The following is a 20,462-nucleotide window of genomic DNA, read 5'->3' on the forward strand; positions in this document are numbered from 1 at the left end:
CCAGCCTACCTCAATCCTCGCCCAAGAAGTTCTATCAGATACTCTGCCACACCACTGAAAAGCTTCCACCCTTGCCAGATTCTTCCAGAATTCAACTCTGTTTCCGATCCAGACCCCGGTACTGAATCGCCTCGGCGAGGTGCGGCTGACGGATGGTGTCGCTGCCGGCGAGATCGGCGATGGTGCGGGCGACCTTGAGGATGCGGGTGTAGCTGCGCGCCGAGAGCCCCATCCGCTCGGTGACCAGTTCGAGGAGCTTCTGGCCGGCGTCATCGAGGGGGCAGAACTTGCGGATGTGGCGGGCGGCCATGCGGGCGTTGGCGTGCAGGCCGAAGGGGGCGAGGCGCTCACGCTGGACTTCCCGGGCGGTTTCGATGCGGGCGCGGATGGCGCTGCTGCTCTCGCCGTCGACGGGGTCGGCGAGGTCCTTGTGGGGGACGCGCGGCACCTCGACATGGAGATCGATGCGGTCGAGGAGCGGGCCGGAGAGGCGCCGCCGATAGCGCTGCACCACCAGCGGCGTGCAGTTGCAGGGATGCTGCGGGTCGCCGAGAAAGCCGCAGGGGCAGGGGTTTGAACATCTTTTACAAGTATTCCAACTCAGCAGGAATTCCGCATAAAATTGAAATTCACTTTAAATTACAGATACCTAAGGAGCTTACTGAAGAACCGATCACCCTCGGCGATCACCTACGTCGTCGCCGATTTGAGCTTAGATTGTATCAAAAAGATGTCGCGAAACAGATTGGAGTGACAACCTCTACCATCTGGAATTGGGAAAATGGCTGGTCATCAATCACCTTGTGTTGCATGCCGAAAGTAATCGAATTCATCGGCTACAACCCGATCCCCTGCCCTGAAGACCCGATGGGGAGACTGGCCTGGTACAGGCAAGTCAAGGGGCTGTCTTTGGAACAGCTTGGCGCTGAAATGGACCGTGATCCAGAGCAGTTGGCCGACTGGTTGGCAGGTCGCCACACACCGTGTCGGCGTAACCGGGAGGAGGTTGAGCAGTTCATGAAAATCCGGCTCCATGCTTTCAGCGGCCTGCCGCACGATGCCAGGCAGAGGCCACCATTCCCCATATGAAATTCAACAGTACCACCAAGATCGGGGTCAGTGTTCCAAAGCCAAGGCCCAAATGCCCCTTGCCCATCCCGGGAAAGACCACCAGCAGAACTATAGCAGAGGGTGCCAAGCTGATCAGCAGGCCCCGCAACAGGGTGCGTTCGCGAACTAGGGGCAGCAGCAGAAGCAGCCCCCACAAACCGCCCCAGACCAGGCGCGGGTAGAGCCAGGGCATGGTGAATTCGGGGGCGAGGCCGATACCCAACGCTGCGGTGACACCGGCCTTGCCTAGCCACCAAATATTGAGGCTGTCGACCAGGGCGCCGAGCAGACCCCCCATGAAAGCGCCGCTGATGTTACGTACCACTTTGCTCATCCTTGCAGTTCTTTCTTCATGCGCTCGAATTCTTCGCGATTGATCTCTCCGGCCGCATAGCGATGTTTAAGAACCTCCTGCGGTCCGAGAGTGCCCTCAGTCGTGTTCTTTTTGCGGATAATGGTTTGAAATAGCCATACGGCCAAAACGAAAATCAACAGCCAGAAGGCCAGGTTGATGACCATTCCCAAGGGGCCATGAAAAAAGCTTCCGGGCCCGCACAGCCAGTTTTGATTCCAGTATCTCATCATGTCCGTTGTTACTCCTCGTTTCGAGAGTATTGAAAAGAGTGCGGCTTGCCTCTTCGGCGCAAGGCCGCACTCGGCCTTTTTTCTCTACTTGCGCGATTGTTCCTTGAGGTAGCTCAGGATCGCAGTTCTCTGTTCTGGCGCCAAAGGTCCGAAGCCCATATTTCGCATGTTCGTGGCCATGCGTTCGACCACCGCCTGCCATTCCTGGGGACTATGGGCATTCGGATCTGGCAGGGCATGGCAGCGCGAGCAAACGTCGGCGAAGGATTGCGCGCCCGGTGTCTCACCCTCGGACAGGGCTCCCGGGTCCAGGGCCTGAAAGGCGTTCGTTTGAAGATACCGGATCAGGTCGTTTTTCTCCTCGGCAGACAGGGGCGCGATGGTGCTTCGCATCATCCCCATCCGCCCGTGCGACATCATCTGCATACGCCGATCCATCCGGTCGACAATGTAGGGCCAGTCCTGGGCCGAATGCTGTTTCGGCGAGACCAGACCATGACACTGGGTGCATTTGGTCTTCAGAACCCCTGCACCGGCCGACTCAGGCTCAGGCAGTGCGGCCGGGTTGATCGGCTGCGGAGTGACGTCCATCATCCGGCACATCCGCCCACCCCACATGCCGCGTCCGTCCATTCCGCCGCCCATCCACTGGGCGAAGGCCGGTGCTGCGATGAGGGCCGTCAGCAGAAGCCCGACAACGGAGGCCGCCGGAAGAAACCATTGTTTATGCTTTTTCATGGCACGCTCCCCCTGTTTTCTCTAGTTACCAGCAGCAGGCCATGTGACGGCCAGGCATCACGGTGCCCATGTGGCCCTGGTGATTGCAGCCCATATAGCCACAGGTGAAGTACGAGGCAAATCCGGTACCCGCTGCCTGGCCGGCTTCGGCATTGGCTTGGTTCAGCAATGCCCAGTATTGACGCTCGATCTGAAACAACTCGCCCTCGATGGCGTTGAGCCGGCCCACTGTCGTGGCATCGTCGCTGCGGGCTGCGTTCAACTCGGCCTGCTTGGCGTTGAGCTTCTGTTGCAGGTCCTGCAGTTGGGGTTGATACCTGCCCTGGATCTCATCGACTTTTGTCTGTTGCTCGGCAGTCAGGGCCTGTGCGCCGGTCGCCGGTCCCATCCCACGGCCCATCCGGGATCCCGACCAGTCGCCCATCCAGGCAAAGGTCGGGGTCGTCATGGCCACCAGTGCCAAAATTGCCGTTGTTGCGATCAGTTTACGATGGTTTTTCATAGTCCTCTCCTTACGATTCATGGGGTTAGTTGATCTGTTGTCATTGTGGTTGTCGGTTGTTTCGCTTCGGCCTTCAAAGCCTCACTGCAAAAGGGACAGAAATCCCATCCCTGGTCCACCACCCGGCTGCAAGCGGGACAATTGCGCTTGAGGGCGTCACCGCAGTGCGGGCAGCGAAAATAGACCTCCTGCACCGATCCTCCGCATCTGGGACAAGCCTTGGATGCGATCCCGCTCGCTGGGATTCGCCGACTCAGGAGCCAGACAGCTCCGCCAAGCAGGGTCAGCAGGAGCAATCCTGGAACGATCCATCCGCTGAAAAACCAGCCGCCGCTCCAACCGGGTCCGCAAAACATGGCGTACCCTCTCAGTATCCCGGGTGACCGCAGCCGACATAATGGCTGTGGGATTGGCCCTGCCCGTGGTTGTGCCCATCCCAGCAGCCCCAATGGCCGCAGCCCGAGAGGATCAAGGCCGCTCCGACCAGAACAAACAGAAGTAGAATCATCTTTTTCATGGAAACCTCCGCAAGGGGTGATGTGTTGCTAAATGGTAATCGCAAGGAGGGTGCCAGCTGTCTGGAGAATGCTTAACTATCTGGATTTGTAACGTTTTATGGTTCTAATCTGATGTGGAGTGTAAAAATATTTGACGACGCCAAAAGGAGGGAAAGGGGTGAGTTGTCAAATTATTTGGCAGTCCTCCCCCGAAACGGAGAAGACTTAAGAATGGTTGTATTCTTTGAGCTTGTTCTGCAGGGTCTGGCGGGTGATGCCGAGGATCTCGGCGGCGCGGGTGCGGTTGCCGTCGGTCTGGGCGAGGGTTGCACGGATGAGATCCTCTTCCATCTCCTTGAGGGTGTGCCCGGGGCGCAGGGCGAAGGGGCGCACTGTGCTTTTGGCCGCCTCGCGGACGGAAACGGGAAGCTCGCGCAGGCCGATCTGCTCGCCGAGGCAGAGGATGACCGCCCGCTCCAGGGTGTTTTCCAGTTCGCGGATGTTGCCGGGCCAGGCGTAGGCGAGCAGGGCATCCAGGGCTTCGGGGTGGAGGCCGCGGATGTCCTTGCGGTTTTTAGCGCTGTACTTTTCAAGGAAATGCCCGGCCAGTGTCGGGATGTCTTCTGGGCGCTCGCGCAAGGGGGGCAGTTCGAGGGGAACGACACTGAGCCGGAAGAAGAGGTCCTGGCGGAAGCTGCCCTCTGCCACCATCTGTTGCAGGTCCTTGTGGGTGGCCGCAATCAGGCGCACGTCGACCCTGATAGATTTGGTGCCGCCGAGCCGCTCGAATTCCCCCTCCTGCAGTACGCGTAGAATCTTGGCCTGGGTGGTGGGGCTCATGTCGCCGATCTCGTCGAGAAACAAGGTCCCCTTGTGGGCCAGCTCGAAGCGCCCCTTGCGCTGCTCGGCGGCGCCGGTGAAAGCCCCCTTTTCATGGCCGAACAGCTCACTCTCCAGCAGGTTCTCATGCAGCGCCGCGCAGTTGACCTTGACGAAGGGGCCGTCCGAACGGGGGCTGTTCTGGTGGACGGCATTAGCGACCAGCTCCTTGCCGGTCCCCGACTCGCCGGTGATCAGTACCGTGGCATCTGACGGAGCGACCAGGGCCAGGGTCTCGAAGAGTTCACGCATCGGGCGGCTGCTGCCAATGATGTTGCCGAAGTCGAACTTCTCGCCGAGCCGCTCCTTGAGGGCGGCATTTTCCTGCTGCAGGCGCTCGAAACTCAGGGCACGCTCCACCGTCAGGGCCAGTTCCGCAGCGTCCACCGGCTTGGTGACGTAATCGAAGGCGCCTTTCTTCATCGCTTCAACGGCATTTTCCACCGAGGAGAAGGCGGTGATGATGATGACCGGCAGCGCCGGCTTCGCTTCCTGGATCGCCGCAAGGGCTTCCATCCCTCCCACCCGTTTCATCTTCAGGTCGAGCAGGATCAGATCGATCTCGCGCTCCCGGGCCAGATGAATAGCCACATCCCCGTCGTCGGCTTCGACGATTTCGTACCCCTCGCCGCCCAGGTGGGCCTTGAGCATGGTGCGGTGGGCGGTGTCGTCGTCGACCACGAGAATGACGGCCTTATTCTTTTTCATATTCCGGCTCCTTCCGGCCTCGCATGAGTTCCCCGATCAGCAGCAAAGTGACGCCGGTGGTGATGGCAACGTCAGCGACATTGAAAACGCCGGTGCGCAGGCCCCCCAGACCCAGATTCAGGAAGTCGACGACGGCGCCGTCGTTAACTACCCGGTCATAAAGGTTGCTGAGTCCTCCGCCCAGCACCAGAGACAGAGCCCCCACACCGACAGGGCGCAAGCTCCTTGAGGAGAGGGTCCAGACCAGCACGCCCAGCAATACCGCCCCGACCGCCATGATAAAGACCCAGAAACGCGCCGATTCCGGCAGACCTGAACCCATTCCCAGAAAGGCGCCGGGATTTTCGGCGTACTGCAGGCGAAACAGGTCCCCCAAAAACGACCATCCGGGAGAATCGGCCAGGTACTCCCTGGCGACTGCCTTGGTGATCCGGTCGCAACCGACGCAGGAGAGAATGACCGGGGCCATCAGCAGGAGTCTTTTAAATCTCATCATCCGTTGGTCCTCCTGTTCCAAGGGTTCACGCTGGACTCCTGATCTCTTTGCGTTGGGCCGGCTCCCGGGGAAGAATGACTTCGACCCGGGTACCTTTCTCCGGCGCGCTCTCCACCTCGATGCGGCCGCCGTGCTGCTCCACGATCTGGTGGACCATCGCCAGCCCCAGTCCGGTGCCGGTCTTGCGGGTAGTGAAGAAGGGGTCGAACATCCGCGACCGTTCCTCCGGGGTCATCCCTTTGCCGGTGTCCTCCACCCAGAAGCGGATCTCCACATCCTGCGCACTTGCCCCGAGGCGGATTTCCCCTCCGGCTTCGGTGGCGGCCTGGGCGTTCTGCAGCAGGTTGATCAGCACCTGGGTCAGCAGGTCGGAATCGGCCGTGAAGGTCACTGTCCCGGCGGGCGGGTCGAGCTGAAAGGTCAGGTTCCGGGCCGCCAAATCGTCCTGCAGCAGCCGGGCGGTGCGCCGCAGCAGACCGCCCAGGTCAATTTCCTCCGGCTCCGGCTCCCGCGGCCGGGCGAACTGCAGCAGGGCGGAGATGGTGCGATTGAGCCGGTCGACCTCGCCGACCATCAGTTCGGCGTACTCCCCGGCGTGCGGGTCCTTTTTCCCAAATTTGGCAAAATACTGGGCAAAGCCGCGCAGGGTACCCAAGGGGTTGCGGATTTCGTGGGCGATGCCGGCCGCCATGCGCCCAAGAGCGGCGTGCCGCCGGGAGCGCTCCAGCGCCTCTTCCATGGCCTTGATCTCACGCAGGTCCCGGACAACCAGTACGGTCCCCAGCGGCTCTCCGTCCCGGTCTGTCAGGCGCGAGGCGCTCACCTTGACCGGGATGCTCTCGCCGCTGGGCCGACGGCATTCCATCGGCCGTTCCACAAATTCGCGGCCTTCGCGAACCAGCGGCGCAATCTCGCAGCGCTCGGCTCCGGTCAGAGCCTCCAGGGGGCTGCCCTCGGCAGCCTCTCCCTGTTGGCCGAAGATCCCCCGGGCCTTGTCGTTGAGAGAGACGATGCGGCCCTGATTGTCCAGAGTGATCAGACCGGCGGGCATGCTGTCGATGACGTTGCGGGTGTAAAGTTCCATGTTGGCCAGGGTGGTTTTGGCGACCCGGGTTTGCTGGGAAAGAAAGAGGAAATAAAACCCGGTCGACCCCAGAAGAAGCAGCAGCGCGCCCATGAGCAGGCTTTGGCGAACGTCTTCGTCGCGGGCCGCTTCGAACTCGCCGGTGTAAAGCCCCACGAAAATCGCCCGACGTCCGACCGGCTCGCCCGGCGCGCAGCCCATGCCGCACCACCTCTGCCAGCGCCCCATCATCCCCTCACGGCCGGCCCCTTCCGGCAAAACCGGGTTGAATTCGGTGGCGACTTCGAACACGGACCGGCCGGCGCCATCTTTTGTTTGGCGAGTGCGGGGCTGCTCCTTCGCCAGGACCTGCGCGACCGGGAGGATATCGTCGCTGCTACGCCTCTCGCCCGCCGCCGTCAGCAGCTGTCCGGAGGCGTCGGCAATGGCGACATAAGCGACCGATTCGGTTCGCGCTGTCTCCCGAACCAGGGTCGCCAGGGAGTTGCCTTCCCAGTTCATCATCATGGAAGTGCGGGCGCCCGCCTCGAAGGCGCGGATGAGGGTCAGGCCTTCCTCCCGCAGGAAGCTCTCCATCAGGCGCTCTTCGCGATCCAGATTACGCCAGGTGACCACGCCGAGGATCAGAGCCAGGATGATGGCGGCCAGAATGAGTCCCAGGGCGGGCAGGGAGAGTCGATTGGATAGGTGCGATGCTGGAATCATTTTCTTGCCGTTGAAAACCCTTTTCAAATTCTTCTTGACAGGAAAAGGGCAGAAAGGGTAAAAGTTCAAAACGATTGAACGATTATTCACACAAACGGACAACATGTCAAAAGATATCTGTCAGATCATTTACGTGGATGACGAACGGGTTGCGCGGGCCCGTGCCAGGATGCACGACGAGCAGACCATTGCAGATCTGGCCGAAACCTTCAAGGTCCTCAGCGAGCCGACCCGGGTGCGCATTCTCCATGCCCTCTCCGAGGAGGAGCTGTGCGTCTGCGACATTTCCGCAGTCGTCCAGATGACCTCCTCGGCCGTCTCCCATCAGCTGCGCATCCTGCGCACCGCCCGTCTGGTCAGGTCGAGAAAAGACGGCAAGATGGTCTATTACTCCCTGGACGACGAGCATGTCCGCAACCTCTTCGAGGAAGGCATCCGGCACCTGGAAGAGGGGTAGGCTCTTTTTTTACCCAAACGATTGAACGCATCGTCACACGTTCAAAATAAGCACTAATTTTACCTGGAGGTAGACATGAGTCAAAGGAAAGGTTGCGGCTGCCAGGGCGGCCAGGCCAGCGAAGAGAGCGGGCTCAAAAAGATCGTCATGGTGGGCAACCCCAACGTGGGCAAGAGCGCCCTGTTCAACCGCCTGACCGGCTCTTACGTGGTGGTTTCCAACTACCCGGGGACCACGGTCGAGGTGTCCCGGGGCAAGTGCCGAATCGGCACCGAAGAGTTCAATGTTGAAGATACGCCGGGGATGTATTCCCTGGTGCCGATCACCGAAGAGGAGCGCGTCAGCCGGGACATCCTGCGGGGCGGCGGGGCCAATTTGGTGCTGCATGTGGTCGACGCCAAGAACCTCAAGCGAATGCTCTCTCTCACCCTGCAGCTGGTCGAGGCCGACCTGCCGGTGGTGCTGGTGCTCAACATGATCGATGAAGCCGAGCGCCTCGGCATCCGCATCGATACCGCCTTGCTGGAGCAGAAGCTGGGCATTCCGGTCGTGGCCATCTCGGCCCTCTCCGGCAAAGGGGTCGACTCCCTGAAAGAGAAAATCGCCTCCTACCACCACCCGCAAGAGACCCCGGAGATTTATTACGGCGAAACCATCGAGGGGGCACTGAATGCCCTGGCCCCGATCATGCCGGTCGACCGTGGTCTATCCCAGCGGGCTCTGGCCCTGTTGCTGATCCAGGGCGATGCGGCCATTGCAGAAGAGGAGCGAGCCTTGGAAGGGCGATCGACCGATTTTCTCGACGCCACGTTAGCGGAGCTGGAAGAAAAGCTGGAGGAGCCCGCCAGTTATACTGTGCCGATGATTCTCCATCAAAGTGCTGTCAACATTTGCACCGAAACCTTTGCGCCGCCGGCCAGCAAAAGCAAATCCTTTGCTAATCGCCTCAGCAGCTGGACCATGCGACCGCTGACGGGTGTCCCAATCCTGCTGCTGGTCCTTTATTTTGGTCTGTATAAGTTTGTTGGCGAGTTCGGGGCCGGGACCATCGTTGACTTTCTGGAGGCCGATATTTTTGAGGTCTACCTCAACCCCTGGATCAACGGCCTGCTTACTACCTACGTTCCCTGGGCGCCGGTGCGCGACCTGATCGGCATGGATTACGGCATCATCACTCTAGGCATTCGTTATGCCATCGCCATCATCCTGCCGATCGTCGGCACCTTCTTCATCGCCTTTTCGATCATCGAGGATACCGGTTACCTGCCGCGCCTGGCGCTTCTGGTCGACCGGATCTTCAAAAAGATCGGCCTCAATGGACGGGCGGTCATCCCCATGACTCTTGGCTTCGGCTGCGATACCATGGCGACCATGGTCACCCGCACCCTGGAAACCAAACGGGAGCGGATCATCGCCACTTTGCTACTGGCCCTGGCGATCCCCTGCAGCGCCCAGCTCGGGGTCATTCTCGGCATGGTCGCGGAAAAACCGGCCGCCATGGGGGTCTGGGGCGGCTTCATGCTCTTCATCTTCCTCTTTGTCGGCTTTCTGACCGCCCGGCTGATGCCCGGCGACCGGCCGAATTTCTACATGGAAGTTCCTCCGTTGCGCATGCCCCGCCCGGGAGCGGTCTTCATGAAGACCTACACCCGCATGCAGTGGTATTTTGTCGAAATTCTGCCGCTGTTCATTCTGGCCAGCGTCCTGATCTGGCTGGGGAAAATCACCGCAACCTTCGATGTCGTCGTTTCCTGGCTCTCCCATGTGATGGGCTGGATCGGCTTGCCGAAAGAAGCTGCAGTGGCCTTCCTGTTCGGCTTTTTCCGCCGCGATTACGGTGCCGCCGGACTTTTCGACCTGCAGCAGGCCGGGGCCCTGACCGGCAACCAACTCGCCGTGGCGGTCATCACCCTGACCCTGTTTGTCCCCTGCATCGCCCAGTTCCTGATCATGAAGAAGGAGCGCGGACTCAAGATGGCCTGTGCCATCGCCCTGTTCATCTTCCCCTTCGCTTTCGCGGTCGGGGGGATGGTGAATGCCCTGCTCAATCTCACCGGGATTCAGCTGTGATTTGCCCTTTCTGCCGCAAGGAGTTCGTCGCGAAGGACGCCAAGAAGGAGTGCCGGAGCTGTTCCTCTTTTGGCGGCTGCCAGAAGGTCAAATGCCCTTTCTGCGGCTATGAATCACCCCGAGAGCCGGAATTTGTTGAAACATTACGCGATTTAAAAAAGAAATTCAGGAGAAAAACCGATGCAGATAAATGAGCAGATTGAAGAAGCCCTGGAGGTTCTGTGGGTCTGTCTGATGGACGCCAGCCCGCAGCTGAACACGGAAAGCCAGTTGAAAGAGAAACTTCAGATCCCCCTCAACCGGCTGGTTCAGGAGGGGCTGGTGGAATCCAAGAATGAGTCCATCCACTTTACCCCGGCGGGAAAGCAGGAAGCCGAGCGGGCCATCCGCCGACACCGTCTTTCGGAGCGCCTGTTCCACGACATCATCGAAACCGACCAGGCGGATATGGAAGAGGCCGCCTGCCAGGTGGAGCATATCGTTAAAAAAGGAATCGAAGAGAAAATCTGCCGCCTGCTGGGGCACCCTGAAACCTGCCCCCACGGCAAGCCGATTCCTCCCGGGGACTGCTGCCGCAAGGCCCGCGAGACGAAAGAGAAATTCGTTGCCCCCTTGGCCAGTCTGAAACCGGGGGAGACCGGGACGATTGCCTACATCAAGGCGGGCGATTCGAAAAAGCTGCAGAAGCTGATGGCCATGGGCGTGCTTCCCGGCAATGCCATCGAATTGAACGCCAACTTCCCATCCTTTGTCTTTTCGGTCGATTACAGCCAGTATGCGGTCGATGCCGACATGGCCTCGGCGATCATTGTCAAAAGAGGCGAATCCGGGAGCTGATTATGTTTGAGACTGTTACGGGTATCCTTATCGAGTGCTGGGAAATCCTGGTCGAGTCGGCCCCTTATGTGCTGTTCGGATTTTTCGCCGCCGGGGTGCTCAAGGCTCTGCTGCCTGAGGAAACTGTGGCCCGGCACCTGGGGAAGAACAGCACCGCCTCGGTGCTCAAGGCTTCGCTGTTCGGCATTCCCCTGCCACTTTGCTCCTGCGGGGTGATCCCGGCGGCCATCGGCTTGCGCAAACAAGGGGCAAGCAAGGGGGCCTCGGCGGCGTTCCTGGTTTCGGTTCCCGAAACCGGCGTCGACTCCATCGCCATCACCTACGCCCTGCTCGACCCGCTCATGACCGTGGTGCGGCCTGTGGCCTCCTTCATCACCGCCACGGTGACCGGGCTGCTGATCAATCGCCTCCCAGAAGATGGACCTGATCCTGCCGGGTCCGGCAGCAGGATAGGCGACGGGAGCTGCGGATGCGTCACCTCCTGCAGTGGGAATCTGGCCGCCCCGGAAACCCGGACCCCTCTCGGTCGCCGCTTGCGAAACGGTCTCGCCTACGCCTTCGGCGATCTGCTAGGGGACATTGGCAAGTGGCTGCTATTGGGCATCTCCATCGCCGGGGTGGTCGCCTACTTCGTTCCGGACGACTTCTTCACCCGCTATCTCGGCAATGAACTTTTGTCTCTGCTAATCATGCTCGGAGTGGGGATTCCCCTCTACATCTGTGCCAGCGCTTCGACCCCAGTGGCAGCAGCCTTAGTCCTCAAGGGACTCTCTCCGGGTGCAGCACTGGTCTTTCTGCTGGCCGGACCGGCCACCAATGCGGCAACCATCACTGTGGTCGCCCGTTATTTCGGTCGGGCAGCGACTATCGTCTACCTGTGCTCGATCGCCCTCTGCTCCTTGGCTCTTGGGTGGCTCACCAACCGCATCTACGCCTGGAGCGGACTCGATATCACGCGGTGGGTGAGCGAGGTCGGCGCGGCTGCCGATTCCCCTATGATGGTGGCTGCGGCCGTGGCACTTCTGCTGCTTCTGGCGCGATGCTACTGGCCGCGCGGAAAAGACGCAGATTGTGGATGCCAGACCTCCGAAGCCGACGGCACCTGAAGCCCCTCCTGCTGACCGGCGGTTCGTCGGTCCAAATGTCTGAACTACCTAAAACAGGCAATTGATTGCGGCGATCCAGCCCCCGTTACTGTATCGCCTCGGCCAAATGCTGCTGATGGATATTTTCTTCTCCCACCAGATAAGCAATCGTCCGTGCCACCTTGAGGATACGACTGTAGCTACGTGCCGACAGCCCCAGCTTGTCGGTGACCATCTCCAGCAGTTTCTGCCCCTGGTCGTCCACCGGGCAGAATTTGCGGATATGCCGGGCGGCCATGGCGGCGTTGGCGTGCAGGCCATAGGGAGCAAGACGCTCGCGCTGGATCGTGCGGGCTTTTTCTACCCGGGCACGGATGGTTGCCGAAGATTCCCCTTCGACCGGATCGGCCAGATCCTTGTGCGGCACCCGTGGGACATCGATCTGCAGGTCGATTCTATCCAGCAATGGTCCTGACAATCGCCGCCGATAACTTTGGATGTCGTGCGGTGTACAAGTACATAAGTTACTGAAATCACCGAGAAATCCGCATTTGCAGGGGTTTGAACATCTTTTACAAGTATTCCAACTCACAGAATACCCCGCACAAAATCGAAATTCCCCTTAAAATCCAGTCACCTGAAGAACTCGTCAAAGAACCCGTTACTCTCGGCGATCACATGCGTCGCCGCCGATTAGAGCTTGGATTGTACCAGAAAGATGTCGCAGCACAGATTGGAGTGACCACCTCCACCATCTGGAATTGGGAAAATAACTGGTCATCGATCACATTGAGTTGTATGCCAAAAGTCATCGAATTCCTCGAATACAATCCCGTCCCCTTCCCCGAGGACCTGATGGAAAGGCTGGCCTGGTACAAGCAAGTCAAGGGGCTGTCTTTGGAACAGCTTGGCGCTGAAATGGGCCGTGACCCCGAGCAATTGTCCGACTGGCTGAGCGGTCGACATAACCCTTGTCGACGAAATCGGGAAGCAATCGAAAACTTTTTGAAAAAGAACGAAGAGAAAACCGACACAAAGCAGATTTAATATTTTTTTTGCTGGCAAGTCATCTCTGGTAATTTCGGTATTCTTGATAGACGACCGCACCGAGAATCAGTAGCCCACCCAGAATAGCGTTGGGCTGTGGCTGCTCTCCACGAAACAGTAGCGCCCACAACACGCCCAGAACAGGGATGAGAAGAAGAAAAATCCCGAGACTTCCTGCCTGTTCCTTTTGCAGCAACCAGAACCAGGCGCAGGTAGTAACCGCAGAGTTGAATATGCCCAGAAGTACCAAAATAGCTAAAAACTCGGAACTCCATTGAATATTAGGTTCAGAGATGCCGACCGAGATCAGCAAGAGGGCGGCACCACCGACAATAAGTTGCCAGCCCGAAAAAGCCAGCAGTGACCTCGCCAGCTTTAAGTGGCGGCCAAGAACAGTGCCGATTGCTGCCGCGAGAGAGGTGGTCAGCGCCAGTAGTGTTCCGGTCAGTAGTAGGTTGTCCTGTCCCGCAGCTGAGGGCAATATAATAATCAGGATACCGATCAATCCGCAGCCGAGTGCGATTAGTTGCTGCCGGGAAAGGCGTTCGTTAAGAAACATAAATGCGATCAGGGCGATAAAAAAGGGCTGGGCATTCCCCAGAATCGACGCCAGCCCCGCTCCAGCAAAGCTTGGACTTAGAAACATAGACCCGAACGTGAGAGTGGTCGCGGTCAATGCAACCAAAGGGATCCATTTCCAGAGTTTTTTCGCAGGGATGATCGGCTGACCCGAGAGCCAGGCAACAAGCAGGATGAAGGTTCCTCCCAGCACGGTTCGGACACCACCAAAGGCAAGCGGCGGTGCCGCCTGTAGCCCGCGTAAAATCAACAGGTAGCAGGCAGAGGAAACAAGTACAATGTACGCTAGGATGACGAGTTTCGTCGTTTGGCCAGCAGACAGGCCTGCGATGGCATATCTGGGATTCAAATCGTTACCCTTCCACTGCGGTCTGATGCTGACTCAACAACGGTCACCCAGAATCCTCGTGATCGGAGAGATCCTGTGAAACATCCGCAAGTTGCCGCCATTGACCCCAGCGAGGGATAAACATAGGCACTTGCCGCCGATATGCGCGGTAGGCGTCGCCAAACCGGTCGATCATCTGCGCTTCCTCACGATACGCCAGCCAGACGTAGACGAGCACAATCACCGGGAACAGTCCGACCGAGAACAGCGTTGGCCAGTGCACCACACCTTCGCCGAACAGCGCAATGAACAAGCCGGTGTACTGAGGATTTCGCACATAAGCATAAAGCCCGTCAGTAACCAGTCTATCTTCTTTGCGTGCCCGGTGCACCTGACGCCAGCCCTGGATGAAAAGACCGATGCCGATGAAGGCGAGCGCGTAGCCCAGCAACATTGAGACGAACATGCCGGCCTCGCCCAGCCCGACCAGCGTGGACCAGAGGTTGGCGCTGACGTACTCGCTGTCGAGACCAAAGAAACGCACCAGCAGATAAATGGTGAGCGGGAAGCCGTACATCTCGGCGTATAGCGCGATGATAAAGGCCTGCACCACCCCGGCGCCTGCCCACTCGCGCCAATTCTTCGGCGCAAAATAACGATAGAAAAACCAGGAGATCAACACGATGACGATAATCGCAAGGCCCCATGCTCCACTATGACTGAACGATTCATTCATCTCTCAACTCCAAAGTCTTCGCAGACGGTTTGTGACGAAAATTTGCGGCAAAGACGTCGTGTACACGGGTGTGACCTGCTGGCCAAACTCATCGCCGAAACGCGATATGCAATGCCCCGACATTCCGCCAGATTAGCAGGTGATCTGTAGGCGTGTCGGTGCTCAGCCATTCTGATCTCCGGTTTTATCCGCCGGCCAAGCCGCAAACGCCAGGAAGTAAAGAAAAATGAGATTAATAACAGGAAACAGGATCAGGATACCCGCCCAGCCCGGATAGCCGGTGCGCTGGCAGATACGCCAGACCGGGATGACGACTGCAACAGCAATGACCAGCATCCACAGCCAGTGCCCTGCCCACATCGTGTCATAATACATGTGATTCCCCATCATGGTCATAACCTCCGTTTCAATTTCGGTTTTCAGTGATGGTGCGCATCAGATTCCTCTTGATCAGACTGTCTGGCTCCCGCCGTCTTTTTCAGGAAAATCAGCTCGCCGACCGCTATGACGACCATCGTGACAACGGCAACACCAATCACAAAGGGGTCGGAATTCAGTTTGACCCAGACAAAACCTCCGAGGGCGAGTAAATCGAGCACAATGGCGGGGGCGGGCACCCAGACCCTGGCCTTGATGTCCTCGCGCAGATAGCGGATAACGCCCCAGTGAATGGCAATGTCCATGATCAGGTAGAACACGATACCCAGTGCCGCGATCCGGGAAAGGTCAAAGAATGCGGTCAGGAACAGGCCGAGCACCACCGTATAGACCAGTGTGTGCTTCTGGATACTGCCTGGCATACCAAAGTGACTGTGGGGAACCAGCTTCATTTCCGTCAGCATCGCCAGCATGCGCGAGACTGCAAAAACACTGGCCAGAAGGCCACCGGCGGTGGCCATGATGGCGATGGCCACAGTGAACCAGACGCCATAATCGCCCAATGCCGGCCGGGCTGCAGCGGCAAGGGAGTAATTCTGGGTCGCGACGATTTCGGCGAGTGAAAGATTGCTCGCAACGGCGAAACCGACCAGGGTGTAGATCACCACGCACGCGGCAATGGAAATCATGATGGCGCGACCAACATTACGATGGGGATCTTGCACCTCCGAGCCGCTGTTGGTGATCGTTGTGAATCCCTTGAACGCCAGTATTCCGAGCGCAGTCGCCCCCAGGAAATTGCCAATGGTTCCGGCTTCTCCCGTGCGGGAGAAGTCGACGGAGATACTATCGGCAATCCAGACACCCACAATTCCAAAGATCAGTATCCCCACGATTTTCAGAATACCGATAAAGGAGGCCACGCCCTGAATCAGACTGTTGCCTGACAGGTTGATCAGAAAGACCACCAGGAGGAGTGACACCCCGAGAATGGGCACCATGCGACCACTCGCGTCTCCGCCGAAAAGCTGCATGGTATAGGCACCGAACGTGCGGGCAAGAAAGCTTTGGGCGATCACCATTGAAAAATACATCAGCAGTGCATTAAAGGCCGTCGGCAGCCGGTCTCCGTAGGCCTTGTGCAGATACATGCCGATACCACCGGCGGACGGATAGGCGTTAGAGATCTTGATGTAGGAATAGGCGCTAATAGCGACAATTACGGCCGCGGCCAGAAACGCCAGCGGAAAGAGAACCCCCGTCATCTGCGCCATCTGCCCGGTCAGCGCAAAGATGCCGGCGCCTATCATGACACCGGTTCCCAGCATGACCGTCCCCGCCAACGTCAGGCTGCCTTCGCGGTACTGCGTCGTTCTGTCATCATTTTTAGCCATGAAAGCTCCGGTTGTTTATAAGTTCGATCTTGATCGATTCCATGTACGAATTCACCTAACGTCGTCCGGCACGCTTATTTATAGAGAAAACTTGCGCAGCCGCAAGGCGTTGCTGACCACCGAGAGCGAACTGAAGGCCATAGCGGCACCGGCGATCATCGGGCTGAGCAGGATGCCGAAAAAGGGATAGAGTATTCCGGCGGCAATGGGCACGCCGGCAGCGTTGTAGATGAAGGCGAAAAACAGATTCTGGCGGATATTGCGCATGACCGCACGGCTGAGGCGCAGGCCGCTGACAATACCTCGCAGGTCGCCCTTGACGAGAGTCAACCCAGCGCTCTCGATGGCGACGTCCGTACCGGTGCCCATGGCGACGCCTACATCAGCCGCAGCGAGGGCGGGGGCGTCGTTGATTCCGTCACCCGCCATGGCAACGCGATATCCCTTGTCCTTCAATTCGTTGACGATACGCTGTTTGTCCTCAGGAGAGACTTCGGCATGCACTTCGTCGATCCCCAGCTCTTTGGCCACGGCTTTGGCGGTACGCGGATTGTCCCCCGTGCACATGACCACGGTGATCCCCATTGCGTGCAGCGACTCGATGGCCTCTTTCGAGGTCTTTTTGATCGGATCGGCGATGGCGATGAGACCGAGCAGCTGATCGTCGCGTCCGGCCCAGATCACTGTCTTGGCCTCGCCTTGCAGACGCTCTGCCTCCTGCGATAGCGCGTCGGGGATGGTAATGTTTTTCGCTTCGAGGAAGCCCCGTTTGCCGATTCGAATCATCTTGCCCTCGACCCTGGCCTGGACACCGCCACCGGTCGTGCTCTCGAAATCTGTGATATCCGGCAGTTCGAGCCCTTCTTCCTTCGCCTTATCGACAACAGCCCGGGCGAGAGGGTGTTCGGACTGCGCCTCGACGGCCGCCGCCAGGCGCAGCAAGTCGCCGGGCTCAACGCCGTCCGGCGATTGCGCATCGACCACCGATGGCTTGCCTTCGGTGAGCGTGCCGGTCTTGTCGGTAATGAGGTGGGTGACTTTCTCGGCGCGCTCGATGGCTTCGGCGTTTTTGATCAGGATGCCGCTTTGGGCGCCCTTGCCGACCCCGACCATAATCGACATGGGTGTGGCCAGACCCAGTGCGCAGGGGCAGGCGATGATCAGCACGGAGACGGCCACGACGATGGCGTAGGACATGGCCGGCGCGGGGCCGAAGGCGGCCCAGACGCCGAAAGCGATCAGCGCGGTCAACACGACCGCAGGCACAAAATAGCCCGCGACCTGGTCGGCCAGTTTCTGGATTGGTGCCCGACTGCGTTGGGCTTCGGCAACCATTTTCACGATTTGCGAAAGCATGGTCTCCTCACCTACGGCCTCAGCACGCATAATGAAGCTGCCCGTTTGGTTGACCGTAGCGCCGATCACCTTGTCGTCTTCGCCTTTCTCCACGGGGATCGGCTCGCCGGTGAGCATGGATTCGTCGATGGTGCTCTTGCCGTCGAGAATGACGCCGTCGAGGGGAATTTTTTCGCCGGGACGCACGCGCAGACGGTCGCCCTTTTGAATCACATCAATCTCCACCTCCTCTTCTTCACCGTCATCCTTGAGTCGATGCGCGGTTTTGGCCGCGAGATTGAGCAGACTCTGAATCGCTTGACCGGTCTGCCGACGGGCGCGGGCTTCGAGCCATTGCCCGAGCAGGATGAGGGTGGTGATGACCGCGCCAGCTTCGAAATAAAGCGCGACCTCACCCTGCCTGCGGAAGGATTCCGGGAAGAGGTCGGGAAACAGAACCGCCATGACACTATAAGCATAGGCGGCACCGACCCCCAGCATGATCAGGGTGAACATGTTCAGGCTGCGGTTGACGATCGATTGCCAGCCGCGGGTGAAAAAGAGGCTGCCCGCCCAGAGGATGACCGGTGTCGCCAGAACCAGTTCCAGCCAGCCCTGCAGCCGCGCCGAAAGGTACCCTTCAAAGGAGAGCCCGGGGATCATGCTGTCGAAAGCGAGCAGCAGCACCGGCAGGGTCAGCACACCGGCGACCAAAGTCTTGCGTTTCAAACTGCGAATCGCCGCTTCTTCCTCTTCGTCGTCCTCAGCGGAGGCAGCCATCGGCTCCAGGTCCATGCCGCACTTGGGGCAGCTGCCCGGCCCCTGCTGGACAATTTCGGGGTGCATCGGGCAGGTATATTCCCGCGACGCGTCCGCCGGATCGGCTGTCTTCGGCTGCGGATGGAGGTAGGCCTCCGGGTCGGCGGCAAATTTCTCCCGGCACTTGCTGGAGCAGAACAGGTACTCTGTCCCCTCGTGGGTATGAGAGCCGGCGTTTTTCTCTGCGCTGACGGTCATGCCGCAAACCGGGTCCTTGGCAGGGTTTTTTACATAGGCTTCGGGATCAGCCGTGAACTTCTCTCGGCATTTCTCCGAGCAGAATGCGAAGGTTCCTCCCTGCCATTGGGCTGTTCCCCCTTTGGCCTCAAGGGTTGTTTCCATGCCGCAAACCGGATCTCTCATAACTCAGACCTTTCCTGTAAAATAGAGGCTTATTGAAACAAGCTTTCCAGATTGCCAGACGCCTCGCCCGAACGCGCCTGCTTCAACTGCTCGTTGGTCAGAACTTTATGGGCATCGCTTATGGCCTGCAGATGACGAACCTGAATATCGCCTTCGAGTTTCTGGATTTTGCGAACCAGAGCTTCTGCGTCCTTCAGTGTCCAGTTGTCGCCAGAAAGCAAGTCAGCGAGATCGAGTCGGGCGATCTTCGCCTCGGCGGCGTTACGAATGTTGTCCTTGCGGCAATCCATGTGAAGAGTCTTTAGTTTGCTGACCTGGTCAGCGGAGAGACCCAACTCATCGACACGGTCCAGGTAGAACATGTGCGCCATGCGCTGTTCCATCATCCCCATTTTCCCGGCGCTCATCATCTTACCCATGCCTGCGTCCATCATGTCGCCCATTCCCTCACCCATCATTCCCATCATCTGCGACATGGAACCCGCATCAGCTGCAGCCATACAGGGCATCTGGGCCATTCCCTGCGGATTCATCTTTCCCTGCTTGGAGGTTGTCGCAGCGGACTGCGCTCCAGCGGGGTGGTGCGCTTCATGCTCAGATGCAGCCAGGCTGGAAATGACGGTGGTCCCGATGTAGACACTGATCAGAACAGCGGTGAACAATACTCTTTTCATGATGGTCTCCTCTATCGTTGTAATCGTTTGATGTTTATCTTTGCTCTGAAAATCAGGCAAAATACGGTTCGGATTAATGCTTATGCTCGACTTTGTTCTCGTTGATTTCCTGTTTCTGTTCTTTCTTGTGACCACCGCAGCAGCCACCTTTACGCATCATCATAATGAAGAATGCGCCGATTGCCAGGTACCAGAGGATGTCTGTCAGTGTCGGGTTCATAAATCACCTCGTTTTGTGGTTAATGATGACACTCATGGCTGTCATCTGTAGCCAAAGCCTTCAGAATTGGACATTCGGCAATCGGTCCATGTCCGTCACAGCTTTCGTCTAATTGTTCCAGGGCTTTCAGCATCCGACTGAGGTCCTGAATTTTACCCCGTATATCCTCGATCTTCTCCTCGGTTTTCGCTTTTACATCGGCTTTGGAAGCCACCGGGTCATGGCTCAACTCCAAGAGTTCCTGGATCTCGCCCAAGGAAAAGCCAAGCCTCTGTGCTTTTTTGATAAACCGCAGCCGGTCTGCGGCCTCCAAAGGATAAACGCGGTAATTGGATTCCGTTCGTGTCGGTTCGGCGATCAGTCCACGGCGCTCGTAAAATCTGATGCTGTCAATACTGACGTCTGCTTTTTTGGCCAACTTGCCGATGGTGAGGGAATGCAGCATTTTTTTGTCTCCCGATTTTGAAATTTGTTTGTTGTGATGACCTTGATGACTCAACCCTAAACCCTTGACTATAGACCAGAGTCAAGACAAAAAAGCAAATTGTAGGTTTTTTTCGTGTCACCGTTGGATATCCCACAATTTTCGTCCCAACCTACTGAATTTACGACCTGTACCTCTGACCTCGCAATTGATATGCCGATAAAACGAAAGGGGGGAACATTAAACTAAACAATAGGATGGGAAGTCTCCTATTCGGCTGCAAACCAGAAATTCTCGGCAACTTGGTGGTCATTGCTCATCGCAGGAATGGGCAGTGGCGGACGTTCCTTCCGGTTTTTCACAGATTTCTTTTACGACCAAAATCGTCTCCGACGAACCGGAAGAGAAACTG

General features: G+C 58.2%; 25 protein-coding genes. 6 read left to right on the top strand and 19 right to left on the bottom strand.

Annotated features, from left to right (window positions below):
* Positions 1–91: 91 nt before the first annotated feature.
* Positions 92–607, bottom strand: a complete 516-nt coding sequence (locus DBW_RS00885) for an ATP-binding protein (protein ID WP_066722914.1) — start codon at positions 605–607, stop codon at positions 92–94.
* On the opposite strand from DBW_RS00885, the gene DBW_RS17930 reads away from it, so the two are divergent.
* Positions 574–1,089 (top strand): helix-turn-helix domain-containing protein, encoded by a 516-nt coding sequence (locus DBW_RS17930; protein ID WP_082820102.1) that lies wholly within the window; start codon positions 574–576, stop codon positions 1,087–1,089. The two genes, DBW_RS00885 and DBW_RS17930, sit on opposite strands and share 34 nt — an antisense overlap.
* Here the strand turns inward: DBW_RS17930 and DBW_RS00890 are convergent.
* From DBW_RS00890 to DBW_RS00920, 9 genes are all read right to left on the bottom strand, one after another.
* Complete coding sequence (locus tag DBW_RS00890) at positions 1,040–1,444, bottom strand: hypothetical protein (protein WP_066722916.1); 405 nt, start codon at positions 1,442–1,444, stop codon at positions 1,040–1,042. The genes DBW_RS17930 and DBW_RS00890 overlap by 50 nt on opposite strands.
* Entirely contained in the window at positions 1,441–1,695 is a 255-nt protein-coding gene (locus DBW_RS00895) for an SHOCT domain-containing protein (RefSeq protein ID WP_082820103.1), read from the bottom strand. Before DBW_RS00895 ends, DBW_RS00890 begins: the two co-directional genes overlap by 4 nt.
* A gap of 84 nt (positions 1,696–1,779) precedes the next feature.
* Entirely contained in the window at positions 1,780–2,433 is a 654-nt protein-coding gene (locus DBW_RS00900; protein ID WP_066722926.1) for a c-type cytochrome, read from the bottom strand.
* A 25-nt stretch (positions 2,434–2,458) separates the two neighbouring features.
* Entirely contained in the window at positions 2,459–2,935 is a 477-nt protein-coding gene (locus DBW_RS00905) for a hypothetical protein (RefSeq protein ID WP_066722928.1), read from the bottom strand.
* A gap of 17 nt (positions 2,936–2,952) precedes the next feature.
* Positions 2,953–3,291, bottom strand: coding sequence for a double zinc ribbon domain-containing protein (locus DBW_RS19195; protein ID WP_157471666.1), 339 nt, complete (start codon positions 3,289–3,291; stop codon positions 2,953–2,955).
* An 11-nt stretch (positions 3,292–3,302) separates the two neighbouring features.
* The gene (locus tag DBW_RS18330; protein WP_157471668.1) at positions 3,303–3,452 is read right to left on the bottom strand and encodes a hypothetical protein; all 150 of its coding nucleotides are present in this window, start codon (positions 3,450–3,452) and stop codon (positions 3,303–3,305) included.
* Between the two features lie 205 nt (positions 3,453–3,657).
* Positions 3,658–5,019, bottom strand: a complete 1,362-nt coding sequence (locus tag DBW_RS00910; RefSeq protein WP_066722931.1) for a sigma-54-dependent transcriptional regulator — start codon at positions 5,017–5,019, stop codon at positions 3,658–3,660.
* Entirely contained in the window at positions 5,006–5,515 is a 510-nt protein-coding gene (lspA, locus tag DBW_RS00915) for a signal peptidase II (RefSeq protein WP_197463691.1), read from the bottom strand. The genes DBW_RS00910 and lspA overlap by 14 nt, the downstream gene beginning before the upstream one ends.
* Before the next feature lie 25 nt (positions 5,516–5,540).
* Positions 5,541–7,304, bottom strand: a complete 1,764-nt coding sequence (locus tag DBW_RS00920) for a two-component system sensor histidine kinase NtrB (RefSeq protein ID WP_197463692.1) — start codon at positions 7,302–7,304, stop codon at positions 5,541–5,543.
* Positions 7,305–7,407: 103 nt separating this feature from the next.
* Between DBW_RS00920 and DBW_RS00925 the strand changes: the two genes are divergently transcribed.
* From DBW_RS00925 to DBW_RS00940, 4 genes are all read left to right on the top strand, one after another.
* On the top strand, positions 7,408–7,761 hold the full coding sequence (locus tag DBW_RS00925; protein WP_066722936.1) for an ArsR/SmtB family transcription factor: 354 nt from the start codon (positions 7,408–7,410) through the stop codon (positions 7,759–7,761).
* A 75-nt stretch (positions 7,762–7,836) separates the two neighbouring features.
* Positions 7,837–9,831 carry a ferrous iron transport protein B gene (feoB, locus tag DBW_RS00930; RefSeq protein WP_066722938.1) on the top strand — a complete coding sequence of 665 codons (1,995 nt, stop codon included), beginning with the start codon at positions 7,837–7,839 and terminating at the stop codon, positions 9,829–9,831.
* 180 nt (positions 9,832–10,011) lie between these two features.
* Entirely contained in the window at positions 10,012–10,668 is a 657-nt protein-coding gene (locus DBW_RS00935; protein WP_066722942.1) for a metal-dependent transcriptional regulator, read from the top strand.
* Between the two features lie 2 nt (positions 10,669–10,670).
* Positions 10,671–11,774, top strand: coding sequence for an SO_0444 family Cu/Zn efflux transporter (locus DBW_RS00940; protein ID WP_066722946.1), 1,104 nt, complete (start codon positions 10,671–10,673; stop codon positions 11,772–11,774).
* Positions 11,775–11,859: 85 nt separating this feature from the next.
* On the opposite strand, the gene DBW_RS00945 is transcribed toward DBW_RS00940, so the two are convergent.
* Positions 11,860–12,345, bottom strand: coding sequence for an ATP-binding protein (locus tag DBW_RS00945; protein WP_066729581.1), 486 nt, complete (start codon positions 12,343–12,345; stop codon positions 11,860–11,862).
* Between DBW_RS00945 and DBW_RS00950 the strand changes: the two genes are divergently transcribed.
* A complete protein-coding gene (locus tag DBW_RS00950; RefSeq protein WP_066722949.1) occupies positions 12,315–12,800 on the top strand; it encodes a helix-turn-helix transcriptional regulator in 486 nt (161 codons plus the stop codon). The genes DBW_RS00945 and DBW_RS00950 overlap by 31 nt on opposite strands.
* A 19-nt stretch (positions 12,801–12,819) precedes the next feature.
* Here the strand turns inward: DBW_RS00950 and DBW_RS00955 are convergent, their stop codons facing one another.
* From DBW_RS00955 to DBW_RS00985, 8 genes are all read right to left on the bottom strand, one after another.
* Positions 12,820–13,728 carry a DMT family transporter gene (locus tag DBW_RS00955; protein WP_066722952.1) on the bottom strand — a complete coding sequence of 303 codons (909 nt, stop codon included), beginning with the start codon at positions 13,726–13,728 and terminating at the stop codon, positions 12,820–12,822.
* Positions 13,729–13,771: 43 nt separating this feature from the next.
* Positions 13,772–14,443, bottom strand: a complete 672-nt coding sequence (locus tag DBW_RS00960; RefSeq protein WP_066722955.1) for a methyltransferase family protein — start codon at positions 14,441–14,443, stop codon at positions 13,772–13,774.
* A 162-nt stretch (positions 14,444–14,605) separates the two neighbouring features.
* Positions 14,606–14,833, bottom strand: coding sequence for a hypothetical protein (locus tag DBW_RS00965; protein ID WP_066729583.1), 228 nt, complete (start codon positions 14,831–14,833; stop codon positions 14,606–14,608).
* A gap of 29 nt (positions 14,834–14,862) precedes the next feature.
* Positions 14,863–16,215 (bottom strand): APC family permease, encoded by a 1,353-nt coding sequence (locus DBW_RS00970; RefSeq protein ID WP_082820106.1) that lies wholly within the window; start codon positions 16,213–16,215, stop codon positions 14,863–14,865.
* A 78-nt stretch (positions 16,216–16,293) separates the two neighbouring features.
* A complete protein-coding gene (locus DBW_RS00975; RefSeq protein ID WP_082820107.1) occupies positions 16,294–18,732 on the bottom strand; it encodes a heavy metal translocating P-type ATPase in 2,439 nt (812 codons plus the stop codon).
* Positions 18,733–18,761: 29 nt separating this feature from the next.
* Positions 18,762–19,406 (bottom strand): Spy/CpxP family protein refolding chaperone, encoded by a 645-nt coding sequence (locus tag DBW_RS00980; RefSeq protein ID WP_066722958.1) that lies wholly within the window; start codon positions 19,404–19,406, stop codon positions 18,762–18,764.
* Between the two features lie 73 nt (positions 19,407–19,479).
* Positions 19,480–19,626 (bottom strand): hypothetical protein, encoded by a 147-nt coding sequence (locus DBW_RS18690; protein ID WP_197463693.1) that lies wholly within the window; start codon positions 19,624–19,626, stop codon positions 19,480–19,482.
* Positions 19,627–19,645: 19 nt separating this feature from the next.
* Positions 19,646–20,071 carry a heavy metal-responsive transcriptional regulator gene (locus tag DBW_RS00985; RefSeq protein WP_082820108.1) on the bottom strand — a complete coding sequence of 142 codons (426 nt, stop codon included), beginning with the start codon at positions 20,069–20,071 and terminating at the stop codon, positions 19,646–19,648.
* Positions 20,072–20,462: the final 391 nt, after the last annotated feature.

The sequence above is a fragment of the Desulfuromonas sp. DDH964 genome (assembly GCF_001611275.1).
Classification (GTDB): Bacteria; Desulfobacterota; Desulfuromonadia; order Desulfuromonadales; family DDH964; genus DDH964.

Coding starts and splice junctions, on each gene's coding strand:
- DBW_RS00890 (WP_066722916.1), bottom strand. CDS start 1,444: ATGAGCAAAGTGGTACGTAACATCAGCGGCGCTTTCATGGGGGGTCTG.
- DBW_RS00895 (WP_082820103.1), bottom strand. CDS start 1,695: ATGATGAGATACTGGAATCAAAACTGGCTGTGCGGGCCCGGAAGCTTT.
- DBW_RS00900 (WP_066722926.1), bottom strand. CDS start 2,433: ATGAAAAAGCATAAACAATGGTTTCTTCCGGCGGCCTCCGTTGTCGGG.
- DBW_RS00905 (WP_066722928.1), bottom strand. CDS start 2,935: ATGAAAAACCATCGTAAACTGATCGCAACAACGGCAATTTTGGCACTG.
- DBW_RS19195 (WP_157471666.1), bottom strand. CDS start 3,291: ATGTTTTGCGGACCCGGTTGGAGCGGCGGCTGGTTTTTCAGCGGATGG.
- DBW_RS18330 (WP_157471668.1), bottom strand. CDS start 3,452: ATGAAAAAGATGATTCTACTTCTGTTTGTTCTGGTCGGAGCGGCCTTG.
- DBW_RS00910 (WP_066722931.1), bottom strand. CDS start 5,019: ATGAAAAAGAATAAGGCCGTCATTCTCGTGGTCGACGACGACACCGCC.
- lspA (WP_197463691.1), bottom strand. CDS start 5,515: ATGATGAGATTTAAAAGACTCCTGCTGATGGCCCCGGTCATTCTCTCC.
- DBW_RS00920 (WP_197463692.1), bottom strand. CDS start 7,304: ATGATTCCAGCATCGCACCTATCCAATCGACTCTCCCTGCCCGCCCTG.
- DBW_RS00925 (WP_066722936.1), top strand. CDS start 7,408: ATGTCAAAAGATATCTGTCAGATCATTTACGTGGATGACGAACGGGTT.
- feoB (WP_066722938.1), top strand. CDS start 7,837: ATGAGTCAAAGGAAAGGTTGCGGCTGCCAGGGCGGCCAGGCCAGCGAA.
- DBW_RS00935 (WP_066722942.1), top strand. CDS start 10,012: ATGCAGATAAATGAGCAGATTGAAGAAGCCCTGGAGGTTCTGTGGGTC.
- DBW_RS00940 (WP_066722946.1), top strand. CDS start 10,671: ATGTTTGAGACTGTTACGGGTATCCTTATCGAGTGCTGGGAAATCCTG.
- DBW_RS00960 (WP_066722955.1), bottom strand. CDS start 14,443: ATGAATGAATCGTTCAGTCATAGTGGAGCATGGGGCCTTGCGATTATC.
- DBW_RS00965 (WP_066729583.1), bottom strand. CDS start 14,833: ATGATGGGGAATCACATGTATTATGACACGATGTGGGCAGGGCACTGG.
- DBW_RS00970 (WP_082820106.1), bottom strand. CDS start 16,215: ATGGCTAAAAATGATGACAGAACGACGCAGTACCGCGAAGGCAGCCTG.
- DBW_RS00975 (WP_082820107.1), bottom strand. CDS start 18,732: ATGAGAGATCCGGTTTGCGGCATGGAAACAACCCTTGAGGCCAAAGGG.
- DBW_RS00980 (WP_066722958.1), bottom strand. CDS start 19,406: ATGAAAAGAGTATTGTTCACCGCTGTTCTGATCAGTGTCTACATCGGG.
- DBW_RS18690 (WP_197463693.1), bottom strand. CDS start 19,626: ATGAACCCGACACTGACAGACATCCTCTGGTACCTGGCAATCGGCGCA.
- DBW_RS00985 (WP_082820108.1), bottom strand. CDS start 20,071: ATGCTGCATTCCCTCACCATCGGCAAGTTGGCCAAAAAAGCAGACGTC.